Raw genomic sequence first — 14,355 nt, forward strand, 5'->3', positions numbered from 1 at the left:
CGCCGGGTGCGCAGGCTCGACGTCGTGAGCGAGCACGAGTACGACCTCATCGTCATCGGTTCGGGCCCCGGCGGGCAGAAGGCCGCGATCGCCGCGGCGAAGCTCGGCAAGAAGGTGGCGGTCATCGACCGGCACGACATGGTCGGCGGGGTGTGCGTCAACACCGGCACGATCCCGTCCAAGACGCTGCGCGAAGCCGTGCTCTACCTGACCGGCATGAACCAGCGCGAGCTCTACGGCGCGAGCTACCGCGTCAAGCAGGACATCACCATCGCCGACCTGCTCGCCCGCACCCAGCACGTCGTCGGGCGCGAGGTCCAGGTCGTGCGCGCGCAGCTGATGCGCAACCACATCGACCTGGTCGACGGCCTCGGCTCCTTCACCGATCCGCACACGCTGCTGGTCGAAGGCCGGCACCGCGGCGACCGGCGCACGCTTTCGGCCGACCACGTCGTGATCGCCACCGGCACCCGGCCCGCGCGGCCGAAGCAGGTCGACTTCGACGCCGCCCGGGTGCTCGACTCCGACGAGATCCTGCGGCTCGAGCAGATCCCGTCTTCGCTGGTCGTGGTGGGCGCCGGGGTGATCGGGATCGAATACGCGTCGATGTTCGCCGCACTCGGCTCGCGGGTCACCGTGGTCGAGCAGCGCGAGCACATGCTCGACTTCTGCGACCCGGAGATCGTCGAGTCGCTCAAGTTCCAGCTGCGCGACCTCGGCGTCACGTTCCGCTTCGGCGAGAAGGTCGCGGACGTGGCGGTGTCCGACCACGCGACCATCACGACGCTGGTCAGCGGCAAGCGCATCCCGGCCGACGGCGTCATGTACTCCGCCGGCCGCCAGGGCATGACCGGCGAGCTCAACCTGGAGGCGGCGGGCCTGGCCGCGGACGAGCGCGGCCGGCTGGTGGTCGACGAGAACTACCGCACCCCGGTGCCGCACATCTACGCGGTCGGCGACGTGATCGGCTTCCCGGCACTGGCGGCGACGTCGATGGACCAGGGCAGGCTCGCGGCGTACCACGCGTTCGGCGAGCCGGCGCACGAACTGGGCGCGCTGCAGCCGATCGGCATCTACACGATCCCCGAGATCTCCTACGTCGGCGCGACCGAGGCCCAGCTGACGTCGTCGTCGGTGCCGTACGAGGTCGGCATCGCGCGGTACCGCGAGCTGGCGCGCGGCCAGATCACCGGAGACAGCTACGGGATGCTGAAGCTGCTGGTGTCCACGACGGACCGCAAGCTCCTCGGCGTGCACGTCTTCGGCACGGGCGCGACGGACCTGGTCCACATCGGACAGGCGGTGATGGGCTGCGGCGGCACGGTCGACTACCTCGTCGACGCGGTGTTCAACTACCCGACCCTGTCGGAGGCGTACAAGGTGGCGGCCCTGGACGCGACCAACAAGATCCGGGCGCTGGAGCGGTTTTCCTGAGGTTGCGGGCACCCGGTCCGCGCGATCGGCCCGCCGCGGGTGCGGGGCCCCGCACCCGCGGCCGGCCGTCAGCCCCTCAAGGGGTGCAGGGGTACCAATGGCCGGTCCAGCCGCCACTGCGGGAGTAGTTCTGGCAGTAGGGCGTGGAGATGGCCGTCACGTAGACCGTGATCCGGCGATCCCCGGCGGTGTTGTCCCAGGCGTCGAAGATGAAGTCGGCGCGGCCGTTGCCGGGCATGGGCTTCCAGCCGCCGGAACCGGGCCACGCGTGCCAGATCGTGCGGTCGGGCGCAATGCCGAAGCACTCGTAGGTGCTGCCGCCCTGCCATCCGACGACCCAGACGCCCGTGTCCTGCCTGAACGTGCCCACGTAGTTGAAACAGTTGACCCGGCCGTCGTCGGGTATCGGTGCGATGCGGACGGTCGGACTGGTACCCGCGGGCTGGGCAGGTGCCGCCGCGGCCCGTCCACCGTCGAACCGGGCGCCGCCGTTCGGGTTCGCTTCGGCCGGTGTGCCCAGCGCCATCGCCATCGTGAGCGCGATCCCGGCCGCCACTGCCGCGCTCCGCGCGGCTCGTCGCAGGAACGTCATCGAGGTTCTCCTCTCGGGCGGACCCCGGGCGTTCCGGGGCTCCCGGCGGCGCACACGCCCGGCCAGGGCGGGCGGTTGACGCCGAGGCCCGGGGTTCACCCGGTTGCCGTGCCGTCCCACGGGACCCACGAACACCACCGGCACCACGTGATCCGCTTGCCCCGAACCGGTTTGACACTCGTCTAGAACATATGTTCGACTGACGCCGTGCGATGGGATCGGCAGCGGACAGCGGAAGGTGAACCGGCACTGCCCGGGCTCGAGGGCCTGGTGCGATCGGTGCGGTCACCGGAATTCGACGGCGTCACCTTTCACGAGGTGCACGCGCGGTCGGTGCTGAACAAGGTGCCCGCCGGCTCCGGCGTGCCCTTCGGCTGGACCGTCAACCCCTACCGGGGCTGCTCGCACGCCTGCACCTACTGCCTCGAAGGCGGCACCCGGATCCTGATGGCCGACGGCCGCACGAAGGCGTTGTCCGATCTCAAGGTCGGTGACGAGATCTACGGCACCCGCGGCCACGGTGCCTCCCGCCGGCTGGTGCCGACCCGGGTCGAGGCGCACTGGACCACGCTGCGCGCCGCCTACCGCGTGACCCTCGAAGACGGCACCCGGCTCGTCGCCGGCGGCGATCACCGGTTCCTCACGAGCAAGGGCTGGAAACACGTCACCGGCAGCAAGTTCGGCGCCGCCCAGCGGCCGCACCTGGAGCCCGGCACCGAGCTGATCGGGGTCGGCCGGTTCGCGCCGACGCCCGACGAGACGCTCGGCTACCGGGCCGGCTACCTGTGCGGGATGCTGCGCTCCGGCGGGTTCGCCGCGGAGCCGGACGCCGCCGCGCGGGCGCTGGCCTACCTGCCGGACTTCGGGGCGTCGGTCGGGTTTCTCAAGGTACCGCCGGATCCGGACGCCCACTGGCAGCGCGGGTTCCTCGCCGGCGTCTTCGACCTCGCGGGCGATTACGGCCGAGGCGTCCTCGCGGTCGCGCACGACGAGCCCGAGATCGCCGACGCCTTCACCGCCGCGCTCGCCCGCTTCGGCTTCGCCCACCAGCTCGACGAGGTGCCGAAGTTCCCGACGCGGCAGGAGATCCGGCTGCTCGGCGGCGTCGGCGAGGTGCTGCGGTTCTTCCACGTGAGCAACCCCGCCGTGCCGTGGAAGCGGTCGCTGGAAGGCGCGGCGATCGGCTCGAGCCGTCGCCGCGTGGAGGCGATCGAACCGCTCGGCCTGCAGCTGCCGCTGTTCGACATCACCACCGGCACCGGCGACTTCGTGGCCGACGGCATGGTCTCGCACAACTGCTTCGCCCGGAACACCCACACCTACCTCGACTTCGACGCCGGCCGCGACTTCGACACGCAGGTCGTCGTCAAGGTCAACGCCCCGCAGGTGCTGGCCGCGCAGCTGAAGAAGCCGTCGTGGCGGCGGGAGCACGTCGCGATGGGCACCAACACCGACCCCTACCAGCGCGCCGAGGGCCGCTACCGGCTGATGCCGGGCATCATCACCGCGCTGGCGAGGTCCGGCACGCCGCTGTCGGTGCTGACCAAGGGCACGGTGCTGGCCCGGGACCTGCCGCTGCTGCGGGACGTCGCCCGGGACGTGCCGGTCGGGCTCGCGGTATCGATCGCACTGCTCGACGAGGAGCTGCAGCACCGCCTCGAACCCGGCACCCCGAGCCCGCGGGCGCGGCTGGAGCTGGTCCGCAAGGCGCGCGAGGCCGGGCTGCCGTGCTCGGTGCTGGTGGCGCCGGTGCTCCCGTGGCTGACCGACTCCGAAGAAGCGCTGGACGCCCTCTTCGCCCAGCTCGCCGACGTCGGCGCGACGAGTGTCACGGCGTTCGCGCTGCACCTGCGGCCCGGGGCGCGGGAGTGGTTCGGCCGCTGGCTGGCGGGCTCGCACCCGGAGCTCGTCCCGCGGTACCGGGAGCTGTACGCGCGGGGCAGTTACGTGCGGAAGGCCTACCGGGAGGGGCTCGCGGAGCGGGTCGGGCCGCTGCTGCGGCGCCACGGCCTGGATCGCCAGTCCGGTTTCGACGCGCGCGGTCCCGAGCTGCCGGCGGCCGGGGCCGCTCCCGCGGAGCAGCTGCGCCTGCTCTGAAGGAGTCCCTTGTGGACCCGGCGGGTGACGTACTGGGCCGTTCGGGGCGTTCGGGGCCCGGTGTCTTCGGTTTGCGGCAAAATGTCCGATCGTGTCGTTGTCGTCCCGCCTCACCGGCGCCTAACGTCGAAGGGTTCGATCCCGGAAGGAGCCGGACGATGACGACTTCGCAGACCGACCGCGTCGCGGCCGCCCGGCTCGCCTGGGCCGCCCTGAAGCTGACCCGGGCCGGCCGGCACCCGGTCGGCGTCGACCGGCTCGCCGCGACCGTCGGCGTCGCCCCGGCCGAGGCCCGGCGCCTCGTCGAACTGATCGGGTTCACCCTGCACCGCGACCTCGTCTCGACCGGCCCGGCTCCCCGCGGCGCCCACCACCGCCTCGAACCGGCCGAGGGCACCCTCGGCGCGGGCCCGGACGGCACGGTCGACCTGTTCCTCCTGGCCATCGCGACCGGCGAGCGCGTCCACGCGGCCGCGATCTGCCCGGTCACCGGCACGCGCATCCGCATCGAACTGGTGCCCCGGGCGATCCTGCTGACCGACCCGCCGACGGCGGTGGTCGCGGCGGTCGACCTCGGGTTCGGGCTCGCGGGGGTCGAGGCCGTCGCCTGCGCGGGCCAGCCGTTCTTCGCCTCCGCCACCGCGGCGGCGAGCTGGCTGGTGGCGCACCCCGGCGGGCGCATCTTTCCGGTGGCGGCCTACCTGGCCCAGGCCCACCGCCTGGTCGCGGCGCTGGAGACCCGGCCCAAGTACGTCCTCTGACCACCACGCCTGGCGAGCCTGCCGACGTCGTATGGTGGGTGGTTCGTTAGCCTTCAAGCGGCGAGAACCCCCATGTCGAAGGAGAGCAGTCGCAGTGCTCCGCACTCACAACGCCGGCACCCTGCGTGCCGGACAGGCCGGACAGACCGTCACCCTCACCGGATGGGTGGCCCGGCGGCGCGATCACGGCGGCGTCATCTTCATCGACCTCCGCGACGCCAGCGGCGTCGCCCAGGTCGTCTTCCGCGAGGGCGAGATGGCCGAGCGCGCGCACGCGCTGCGCTCCGAGTTCTGCGTCAAGATCGTCGGCGAGGTCGCGAAGCGCCCCGAGGGCAACGCGAACGCCGAGATCCCCACCGGCGAGATCGAGGTCCTCGCGACCCAGCTCGAGGTGCTGTCCGAGGCCGCCCCGCTGCCGTTCCCGATCGACGACCGGGTCGACGTCGGCGAGGAGATCCGCCTCAAGCACCGCTACCTGGACCTGCGCCGCAGCGGCCCGGCCGCGGCCATGCGGCTGCGCAGCGAGGTCAGCCGCGCCGCGCGCGAGGTGCTGCACGCCCAGGACTTCGTCGAGATCGAGACCCCGACGATGACCCGCTCGACGCCCGAAGGCGCGCGCGACTTCCTGGTCCCGGCCCGGCTCAAGCCCGGCTCCTGGTACGCGCTGCCGCAGTCGCCGCAGCTGTTCAAGCAGCTGCTCATGGTCGGCGGCATGGAGCGGTACTACCAGATCGCCCGCTGCTACCGCGACGAAGACTTCCGCGCCGACCGGCAGCCCGAATTCACCCAGCTCGACATCGAGATGAGCTTCGTCGAGCAGGACGACGTCATCAAGCTCGGCGAGGACATCGTGTCCGCGCTGTGGAAGCTGATCGGGCACGAGATCCCGCGGCCCATCCCGCGCATCACCTACCACGAGGCGATGGCCAAGTACGGCTCGGACAAGCCGGACCTGCGCTTCGACCTCGAAATCACCGACATGACGGAGTTCTTCGCCGACACGCCGTTCCGCGTGTTCCAGGCGCCCTACGTCGGTGCGGTCGTCATGGCCGGCGGGGCCGGCCAGCCGCGCCGCCAGCTCGACGCGTGGCAGGAGTGGGCGAAGCAGCGCGGCGCGCGCGGCCTCGCGTACATCCTCGTCAACGAGGACGGCACGCTCGGCGGCCCGGTCGCGAAGAACCTGTCCGAGACCGAGCGCGAGAACGTGGCCGCCGCGGCGGGCGCCAAGCCGGGCGACTGCATCTTCTTCTCCGCCGGCAAGGCCGCTTCGACGCAGCCGCTGCTCGGCGCCGCGCGCGACGAGATCGGCAAGCGGCTCGGCCTGATCGACGAAAACGCCTGGTCGTTCGTGTGGGTCGTCGACGCGCCGCTGTTCGCGCCGGTCGAGGACATCGGCGACGACGTCGCGGTCGGCTCCGGCAAGTGGACGGCGGTGCACCACGCGTTCACCTCGCCGACCCCGGAGTGGATCGACAAGTTCGAGCAGGACCCGGGCAACGCGCTGGCTTACGCCTACGACATCGTCTGCAACGGCAACGAGATCGGCGGCGGCTCGATCCGTATCCACCGCGGCGACGTCCAGAAGCGCGTCTTCAGCCTGATGGGCCTCGGCGAGGAGGAGGCGCAGGAGAAGTTCGGCTTCCTGCTGGACGCCTTCGCCTTCGGCCCGCCGCCGCACGGCGGCATCGCGTTCGGCTGGGACCGCATCGTCATGCTGCTGGCCAAGGCCGACTCGCTGCGTGACGTCATCGCGTTCCCGAAGACCGGTGGCGGGTACGACCCGCTGACCGCGGCGCCCGCGCCGATCACCGCGCAGCAGCGCAAGGAGGCCGGGATCGACGCGAAACCGGCCGCCCCCCAGAACTAGTGCTGCACCTCAGGGCCGTGTGCCCGCCGGACAAGACCGCCGAGGCGCTCGACATCCTGCGGGCACACGCCGGCACCGCGCACCTCATCGTGCACCGCGGCGCCGCCGTGGAGCCCGCGGGTGACCTGGTCGAGGCCGACATCGCGCGCGAGGCGGCGGACGAGATCGTCGACGCGCTGTGCGTGCTCGACCTCGACCACACCGGCGGCATCACGCTCGAATCGCTCGACACCGCGCTGTCCGACGCCGCCGACGCGGCGGAGGAGGCGGCGCCGGGCGAGGCGGCCGACGCCGTCGTCTGGCAGGAGCTGCTCGGCCGCACGGGTGAGGAGTCGCGGCTGAACGTGACGTTCCTGGCGTTCCTCACCATCGCGTGCCTGCTCGCCGCCGTCGGCGTGCTCACCGACTCCTCGGTGACGATCGTCGGCGCGATGGTCGTCGGGCCGGAGTTCGGGCCCCTCGCGGCGCTGGCCGTCGGCCTGGTGCTGCGGCACGGGCAGCTGATCCGGCAGGCCGCGGCCGCGCTGGGTGCCGGCTTCCCGCTGGCCATGGTGGTCACGCTCGGCGGCACGCTGCTCGTCCACGCGACGGACGTCTTCGGCGAGAAGGCGTTCGAGCTGCAGCAGCACAACGAGGTCGACTTCGTGTTCTCCGTCGGGGCGCCGTCGCTGGTCGTGGCGATGCTCGCCGGCGCCGCGGGGATGCTCGCCATGACGTCGGCGAAGTCGGCCGCGCTGGTGGGCGTGTTCATCTCGGTGACCACGGTGCCGGCCGCGGGCTACGCGGTCGTCGCGGCCGTGGCGGGGGAGTGGAGCCGGTGCCTCCAGTCCGTCGGGCAGCTGCTGGTCAACCTTCTCGGAATCGTTGCAGCTGCGGCCATTGTGTTGATCGTGCGCCGGAATGGGCAACGTTCCCCGGTGGGAATGCGTCCGCTTTCACGCGGGTGACCCGTCTCCGGGCGGGATGCCCCTTCTTGTCCGGATGTCAGTAGTCATGGTTGCTCAGTCACGAGTAGGGTCGGTGACAATGACAGTCGACACCTCCTCCGCCGGCGATGCTGGAGTCGGGGCAGGAGCCGAGCAGCTCGCCATCGCCGCGGCCGTCGCGGCGGGCGAGTCCGTTCTTTCACGCCGGTTCGGCAGCGCGATCACGCTGGTCACGCCCGAGGACCTGGCGGGGAGCGGGCCGGCCACGGTGATCCGGGCGCGGGTGGTGTCGTCGTTCGCGCTGCCCCGCACGCTCGTCATCAAGCACTACCCGGACCGGCCGGCGTCCGGCGCCGACCCGTTCGCCCAGGAAGCGGTCAGCTACCAGCTGTTCACGGCACTGGCCCCGGACGAGCGGATGTGCCCGGAGCTGGTGGCCCACGACGGCCGCGACCGCGTGCTCGTGCTGGAGGACCTCGGCCGCACGCCGACGCTGGAGGACAAGCTCTACGCCCGTGACTCCCGCGCGGCCGAGCGCGCACTGCTGTCCTGGGCCCGGTCGCTGGGGCGCCTGCACGCGAGCACGGCCGGCCGGGAAGCGGACTTCAACGCGCTGCTCCGGCGCCTGGGCGGCCCGGCGAAGGGCGACTCCGACGGCGTCGACGAGCTCTGCGAGCGGGTGCCGTCGCTGATCAAGAAGCGCCTGGGCATCCCGGTGCCCGGCGCGGTCCGTGCGCAGGTGACGGCGGCCCTCGAACAGTCCCGCGCGCCGGGCTTCCGGGCGTTCAGCCCGGTCGAGCTGAGCCCGGACAACAACCTGGTGACCGGCCAGGGCGTCCGGTTCCTCGACTTCGAGAACGGCCGCGTCCGCTCGGCCCTGGTCGACGCGGCCCACCTGAGGCTGCCGTTCGCCGGCTGGCCGGACGCACTGGCCCTGCCGGCGGGGATGAGCGAAGCGATGATCGCGGCGTGGCGGGCGGAGGTGGTCGGGGTGTGGCCGGCCTTCGCCGACGACGAGGTCCTCGCGACGCACCTGACGTCGAGTGAGCTGCTGCGGGTTTGGCTGATCACGGGGGAGGAGCTGGGGGCGTTGAACCTGTCCCGGCACGCGGCGCCGGTGAGCCGGGAGGCCGGGTTCGTGACCTGGTGGCGGGATCTGGCGAAGCACGCGGGGTACGTCCGGATGACGGCGGTGTCGGAGTTCGCGGCCCGGGTCGCCGCGGCGCTGGCGGCCCGGCTGGGGCCGCATGCTGATCTGGCTTTTTATCCCGCTTTTCGGTGAGTCCGCCTCTGGTGGTCTGCCGGGGTTTTCCCGCCGACCCGAACGCCGGATTTTTCAACGGACGCCACGCCGTGTCAAGGCACGCTTTCCCGCCTTGACACGGCCTGGCGTCCGCTGAAGCGGCTGCGTATCGGGTTGGCAGGGGGGTGTGGTCGGAGGGTGGCGCTTCGCGCCGGGTGACTCCGGCATGTCCGCCGTCTTCGTGCCCCCCCCGGACAGGACATGTCCGGCCCTGTGAGCTGGGCGTCAAGAATTAGGCGCGGTGTCGTGGGCGCGTTACCTCTTTCTCACCGGCTGTGAGTTTGGGTGGCCGATGGTCGTGGCGTGACCGTGATGAGCGTCGATGTCACCCCCCTGCCCGAACCGTCGCGGCCGCCGCTGGCCGCCGTTCCGCCGCCTGCGCGGGCCCGGCGCCTTGCCGTTCTCGGGGATTCCACCGCCGTTGGGCTCGGGGATCCCCTCCCGCGGCGTGGGGGCTGGCGGGGCGTTGGTCCGCTGGTCGCCGCCGCGCTCGGGGTCGATGCGCGCGGCTACCTCAACCCCTCCTTCGCCGGGGCGCGGATGCGGTGCGTGCTCACCGAACAGGTTCCTGCCGCCGTCGCGCACCGGCCCGATGTGGCGCTGGTCGTCGCCGGCATGAACGACACCCTTCGCCCGGACTTCGACGCCGCTCGCGTCGGCGCCGATCTCAGCGAGGTGATCCGGCGCCTCCGCGAGACCGGGACCACCGTGCTGCCCGTCCGCTTCCACGACCACAGCAAGGTCTTCCGGCTCCCGACGTCGCTGAAACGCGCTCTCAGCGCCCGCGTCGCCGAACTCAACGCCGCCATCGACGACGTCGTCGCCCGCGAAGGCGTGCCCTGCCTCGACCTCGACCGCCTGCCCGGCGCCTACGACCTGGCGTCCTGGAGCGTCGACCGGCTGCACCCCTCCGAACTGGGCCACCGGATGCTCGCGAACGGCTTCACCGGGCTGCTCGCCGACGCCGGGTTCGCCGTGCCGGAACCGGTGAGCCTCACCTGCAGCGGCGGGGTCGAGCCGAGCACCACGGGACACGTGGGCTGGCTGGTGCTCAAGGGAATCCCGTGGCTCTGGCGCCGCGGCCGCGAATTCCTGCCCTACGCCGCCGCCATCATGTGGAACTCGTTCCGCGCCCGCTGAACACCCGCAGCGCTTCGGTGTCCGAAGCCGGGTTGCGGACGAAGAAGTCCGCCCACGCCTCGATGTCCGGGTACGCGCAGTGCTCCGCGAGGAACCGGCACGCCGCCTCGACGTCGTAGTCCGTGCGCCGCAACCGGACGCCGTCGCCGAGCAGCGCCCAGTGCGCTCCCCTTGCCCCGTACGGCATGCCGACGCTGCCGGGGTTGACGACCAGCCGCCGGTCCGCGAGACGCACGAACGGCATGTGCGTGTGCCCCACGACGACGGTTTCCGCGGTCACGCCGTCGAGCACCTCCGCCCAGCGCTCCGGCGGGCTGTCGACGAGCACGATCTCCGTGTCGTCGCGCGGGGTCGCGTGGCAGAACAGCACGCCGTCCAAGGTCACCGTCAGCGGCAGCGCGTCGAGCACCGGCAGGTCGGCCGGACGCAGCTGCTTCGCCGCCCACGGGAAGATCGGGTCCGGGACGAACGAGCCGCCGGTGCGAGCGGATGCGGCCAGCTCGCGATCGGCGTTGCCGCGCACCCACACCGCGCGGTCGCCGAGCGCCTGGAGCCGCTCGAGGGTTTCGACGGGCATCGGCCCGGCGAGCAGGTCGCCGAGCAGCACGATCTTCTCCGCCGCCCGGACGTCCGGCTCCGCCAGGACCGCCTCCAGCGCCGGGAGGACCCCGTGGATGTCCGCCAGCACCGCCACGTTCACCGGTCCACCTTCGGGCACGCCGAGCGCCCCGGGCGAGCGATTTCGCCCAGGGCGCAACCGGCCTACTTCGTCGTGAGCGGCAGTTCGCGCACTCCGGTCATGTTGGGGTTGACCTGGAACTTCGGCGGCTCACCCGGGATCGTGCGCAGCGTCGGGTAACGGTCGAGCAGGATGTCCAGCGCCACCCGGCCTTCCAGGCGCGCGAGCGGCGCGCCGATGCAGAAGTGGATCCCGCGGCCGAACGCCAGGTGCGGGTTCTCCGCGCGCAGCGGGTCGAACGTGTCCGGGTTGCGGAACACCCGCTCGTCGCGGTTGGCCGCCGCCACCCAGCAGAGCAGCATCTGGTCGGCCGGCACGGTGACGCCGCCGACCTCGACCTCCCGCATGGTCACGCGGGCCACCGCCGCGAACGGCGTGAGGTACCGCAGCGACTCTTCGATCATCGGCGGCAGGAGCGAGCGGTCCGCGCGCACCCGCTCGTCCCACTCCCGGTGCGTGTCGAGGCACAGCACCGCGTTGCCGAGCAGCATCGTGGTGGTGATGTGGCCGGCCAGCAGCAGGATGTTCGCGAAGTTGACGACGTCGGAGCGGGACAGCCGTTCGCCGTCCAGCTCGGCTTCGACCAGCTTCGTCAGCAGGTCTTCCCGCGGTTGCCTGCGCCGCTCGTCGACGTGCACGCCGAGGTAGTCGGCGAGCGCTTTCTGGCCTTCCAGGGACGCCAGGATCGCCGCGTCCTGCTTTTCGTCCTTCTGCACCAGGGAAACCTGGTTGGCGGACTCGAACATCTTGTCCACCCAGCCCTTGAACAGGTGCCGGTCGCCGGCCGGGACGCCCAGCAGCTCGGCGATCACGATCACCGGCAGCGGGTAGGCCAGGTCCTCGACCAGCTCCAGCCGGTCCCCGGCCGGGATCGCGTCGAGCAGCTCGCGGGTGATCGCGGCGATCCTCGGCTCGAGGTCCGCCACCACCTTCGGGGTGAACGCGCGGCTGACGAGCTTGCGCATCTTGTTGTGCAGCGGCGGGTCGAGCTGCAGGATGCTGCCCGTCGAAATGTCGTAGTCGGGGTCCGGCATCATCTCCTTCGGGACCAGCCGTGTGGTGTCGGACGAGAACGTCGCCGGGTCGCGGAGGATCGTTTCGATCTCCGGGTGCCCGTAGACGTTCCACATCCCCAGCTCCGCGGCGAACTCGACGCGCTTCTCCGGTTGCTTGCCCCGCAGCCAGAACTGGGCCTCGTGGAGTCCCCAGGTGTCGGCCATCGTGGTGGTCATTTCCGCCCCTTTCCCCGTGTGGCCCCGGGATCAGCCGGGTGCCTTGGCGGGATCGTGTGCGTAGATCCCGTGCCGATAGCCCGAGATGAGCTCCTCGAGCGCCGAACTCAGTTCCGCCGCCACCGCCGCGACCACGGCCGGATCGGGCTCCCCCGGCGGTTCGAACGCGGTGCGGATCAGGTGGGCGAGCACGTCCGCCTTCTCCTGCAGGGGAATGCCCTCGAACTCGGCCGAAAGCGTGTCGCCCATGTAGAAGCCGAGCGTCGCGGCGTGGAGCGCGTAGTTCAGGTGGGGGACGTCCGCGCGGATCAGCCCGTGCCGGATCATCACCTCCTCGAACCGCACGCCCAGCTCGTCCTGCTGCTTCTTCAGGGCGACGTCGCCGAGCGAGCCGAGGATCTCGGCGTTGCCGCGCAGGATGGCCATCACCAGCGGACGGCGATGGGTGATGAGGAACGACCCCGGGATCATCCGGTGGGGCAGGATCATCGCCGGGTCGGCCTTGATCGCGGTCAGCAGCTCGTCGGTCAGATCGGCCGACTCCCGCATCATCAGCGCCTGGAACACCAGCTCTTTGGTCCGCCAGTGCAGGTACACGGTGCCCTTGCCGATGCCCACCGCGCGCGCGATGTCGTCGATCGCCACCTTGCGGTAGCCCATGCGCAGCAGCAGCTCGCCCGCCGCGTCCAGGATCCGGTCGGCACGCTCGCGGTTGGGATGGCTCATGCGGCTCCACCTGTGGTTTCGTTGAGCATTTGACTGATTGACTGGAATCGCACTTCTAGTCAACCGGTCAACACGACGGTAGCGCCGATCAGGGGACCGGGGCAAGCGGTTCTGTCGGTGCGGTCGGTTAACGTCATCTCTGTGGCACAGGACGAGCTCTTCACCGTGAACACCGACATCGCGCCTCCGCCGGAGCGCACGGAGTCGAACGCGGCCGAACCGCAGGCGGATCCGGCGAGCTCGCCCCTGGCCGTGCGGATGCGGCCGCGCTCGCTCGGCGAGGTCGTCGGCCAGCAGCACCTGCTGCGCGAGGGGGCCCCGCTGCGGCGGCTGGTGGAGGGCGCCGCGCCGGCGTCGGTGCTGCTCTACGGCCCGCCCGGCACGGGCAAGACGACGCTGGCCAACCTGGTTTCGATCGCCACCGGCCGCCGGTTCGTCGCGATGTCCGCGCTTTCGGCCGGCGTCAAGGAAGTCCGCGGCGTGATCGAGGAGGCCCGGCGGCGGCGCCAGTACAACGCCGAGAACACCGTGCTGTTCATCGACGAGGTGCACCGGTTCTCCAAGACCCAGCAGGACGCGCTGCTCGGCGCGGTCGAGGACCGCACGGTGCTGCTGGTCGCGGCGACGACCGAGAACCCGTCCTTCTCGGTCGTGTCCCCGCTGCTGTCGCGGTCGCTGGTGCTGCAGCTGCGCCCGCTGACCGACGCGGACATCACGGAGCTGATCGAGCGCGCGCTCGCCGACGAGCGCGGTCTCGGCGGCGAGCTGACGCTGACCGAGGACGCGCGCGCCCACCTCGTCCGGCTCGCGGGCGGGGACGCCCGCCGGGCGCTCACCGCCCTCGAAGCGGCGGCGGACGCGGCGTCGGCCACCGAGGCCAAGACGATCGACCTGGCCATCGTCGAGTCCACAGTGGACAAGGCGGCGGTGCGCTACGACCGCGACGGCGACCAGCACTACGACGTGATCAGCGCGTTCATCAAGTCGATCCGCGGGTCCGATGTGGACGCCGCGCTGCACTACCTGGCCCGGATGATCGAAGCGGGGGAGGATCCGCGGTTCCTCGCGCGGCGCCTGGTCGTGCACGCCAGCGAGGACATCGGGATGGCCGATCCGACGGCCCTGCAGGCGGCGGTCGCGGCCGCGCACGCGGTCCAGTTCATCGGCATGCCGGAGGGCAGGCTGGCGCTGGCGCAGGCCACCGTGCACCTGGCGACGGCGCCGAAGTCGAACTCGGTGATCAAGGGCATCGACGCCGCGCTGGCGGACGTCCGCGCGGGGCTGGCCGGCACGGTGCCGCCCCACCTGCGCGACGGGCACTACGCGGGGGCGAAGAAGCTGGGCAACGCCCAGGGCTACCGGTACCCGCACAACGTGCCGGAGGGCGTGCTGGCGCAGCAGTACCCGCCGGACGAGCTGGTCGGCCGCGACTACTACGAGCCCACCGAGCGCGGCGCCGAGCGGACGCTCGCCGATCGCGTCCCCAAGCTGCGCCGGACGATCCGCGGCGACCGGTGAGCCGAGCGGAAGGATCGCCG

At 71.8% G+C, this 14,355-nt stretch carries 12 protein-coding genes; 8 read left to right on the forward strand and 4 right to left on the reverse strand.

The features are described 5' to 3' along the window. The first annotated feature begins 24 nt into the window (after nt 1-24). Complete coding sequence (gene sthA / locus QRY02_RS03030) at nt 25-1,434, forward strand: Si-specific NAD(P)(+) transhydrogenase (protein WP_285989960.1); 1,410 nt, start codon at nt 25-27, stop codon at nt 1,432-1,434. Nucleotides 1,435-1,510: 76 nt separating this feature from the next. Here sthA and QRY02_RS03035 read toward each other — a convergent pair whose 3' ends face one another. Then, nucleotides 1,511-2,026 carry a hypothetical protein gene (locus tag QRY02_RS03035; RefSeq protein WP_285989961.1) on the reverse strand — a complete coding sequence of 172 codons (516 nt, stop codon included), beginning with the start codon at nt 2,024-2,026 and terminating at the stop codon, nt 1,511-1,513. A 207-nt stretch (nt 2,027-2,233) separates the two neighbouring features. On the opposite strand from QRY02_RS03035, the gene QRY02_RS03040 reads away from it, so the two are divergent. The 6 genes from QRY02_RS03040 (at nt 2,234) to QRY02_RS03065 (ending at nt 10,120) form a co-directional block, all read left to right on the forward strand. Continuing rightward, nucleotides 2,234-4,123 carry an intein-containing Rv2578c family radical SAM protein gene (locus QRY02_RS03040; RefSeq protein WP_285989962.1) on the forward strand — a complete coding sequence of 630 codons (1,890 nt, stop codon included), beginning with the start codon at nt 2,234-2,236 and terminating at the stop codon, nt 4,121-4,123. A 158-nt stretch (nt 4,124-4,281) separates the two neighbouring features. Further along, nucleotides 4,282-4,884, forward strand: a complete 603-nt coding sequence (merB, locus tag QRY02_RS03045) for an organomercurial lyase (protein WP_285989963.1) — start codon at nt 4,282-4,284, stop codon at nt 4,882-4,884. 94 nt (nt 4,885-4,978) lie between these two features. Then, nucleotides 4,979-6,751: an aspartate--tRNA ligase gene (gene aspS / locus QRY02_RS03050; protein WP_285989964.1), complete on the forward strand. Its 1,773-nt coding sequence runs from the start codon at nt 4,979-4,981 to the stop codon at nt 6,749-6,751. Beyond that, the gene (locus QRY02_RS03055; protein WP_285989965.1) at nt 6,751-7,698 is read left to right on the forward strand and encodes a DUF389 domain-containing protein; all 948 of its coding nucleotides are present in this window, start codon (nt 6,751-6,753) and stop codon (nt 7,696-7,698) included. The genes aspS and QRY02_RS03055 overlap by 1 nt, the downstream gene beginning before the upstream one ends. A 79-nt stretch (nt 7,699-7,777) precedes the next feature. Then, the gene (locus QRY02_RS03060; protein ID WP_285989966.1) at nt 7,778-8,959 is read left to right on the forward strand and encodes a phosphotransferase; all 1,182 of its coding nucleotides are present in this window, start codon (nt 7,778-7,780) and stop codon (nt 8,957-8,959) included. 333 nt (nt 8,960-9,292) lie between these two features. Continuing rightward, the gene (locus tag QRY02_RS03065; protein ID WP_285993749.1) at nt 9,293-10,120 is read left to right on the forward strand and encodes an SGNH/GDSL hydrolase family protein; all 828 of its coding nucleotides are present in this window, start codon (nt 9,293-9,295) and stop codon (nt 10,118-10,120) included. Here the strand turns inward: QRY02_RS03065 and QRY02_RS03070 are convergent. The 3 genes from QRY02_RS03070 to QRY02_RS03080 form a co-directional block, all read right to left on the reverse strand. Then, the gene (locus QRY02_RS03070) at nt 10,092-10,820 is read right to left on the reverse strand and encodes a metallophosphoesterase family protein (RefSeq protein WP_285989967.1); all 729 of its coding nucleotides are present in this window, start codon (nt 10,818-10,820) and stop codon (nt 10,092-10,094) included. The genes QRY02_RS03065 and QRY02_RS03070 overlap by 29 nt on opposite strands. Before the next feature lie 62 nt (nt 10,821-10,882). Continuing rightward, complete coding sequence (locus QRY02_RS03075; RefSeq protein WP_285989968.1) at nt 10,883-12,091, reverse strand: cytochrome P450; 1,209 nt, start codon at nt 12,089-12,091, stop codon at nt 10,883-10,885. 30 nt (nt 12,092-12,121) lie between these two features. After that, nucleotides 12,122-12,817, reverse strand: coding sequence for a TetR/AcrR family transcriptional regulator (locus QRY02_RS03080; RefSeq protein ID WP_285989969.1), 696 nt, complete (start codon nt 12,815-12,817; stop codon nt 12,122-12,124). A 141-nt stretch (nt 12,818-12,958) separates the two neighbouring features. On the opposite strand from QRY02_RS03080, the gene QRY02_RS03085 reads away from it, so the two are divergent. After that, nucleotides 12,959-14,335, forward strand: coding sequence for a replication-associated recombination protein A (locus QRY02_RS03085; protein ID WP_285989970.1), 1,377 nt, complete (start codon nt 12,959-12,961; stop codon nt 14,333-14,335). Nucleotides 14,336-14,355 lie beyond the last annotated feature (20 nt).

Source organism: Amycolatopsis sp. DG1A-15b, assembly GCF_030285645.1.
In the GTDB taxonomy this organism is placed as follows: Bacteria; Actinomycetota; Actinomycetes; order Mycobacteriales; family Pseudonocardiaceae; genus Amycolatopsis.

What these genes read in the sequence shown, in the direction of transcription:
- QRY02_RS03035 (WP_285989961.1), bottom strand. Translation starts at nt 2,026, where the DNA reads ATGACGTTCCTGCGACGAGCCGCGCGGAGCGCGGCAGTGGCGGCCGGG.
- merB (WP_285989963.1), top strand. Translation starts at nt 4,282, where the DNA reads ATGACGACTTCGCAGACCGACCGCGTCGCGGCCGCCCGGCTCGCCTGG.
- QRY02_RS03060 (WP_285989966.1), top strand. Translation starts at nt 7,778, where the DNA reads ATGACAGTCGACACCTCCTCCGCCGGCGATGCTGGAGTCGGGGCAGGA.
- QRY02_RS03065 (WP_285993749.1), top strand. Translation starts at nt 9,293, where the DNA reads ATGAGCGTCGATGTCACCCCCCTGCCCGAACCGTCGCGGCCGCCGCTG.
- QRY02_RS03075 (WP_285989968.1), bottom strand. Translation starts at nt 12,091, where the DNA reads ATGACCACCACGATGGCCGACACCTGGGGACTCCACGAGGCCCAGTTC.
- QRY02_RS03080 (WP_285989969.1), bottom strand. Translation starts at nt 12,817, where the DNA reads ATGAGCCATCCCAACCGCGAGCGTGCCGACCGGATCCTGGACGCGGCG.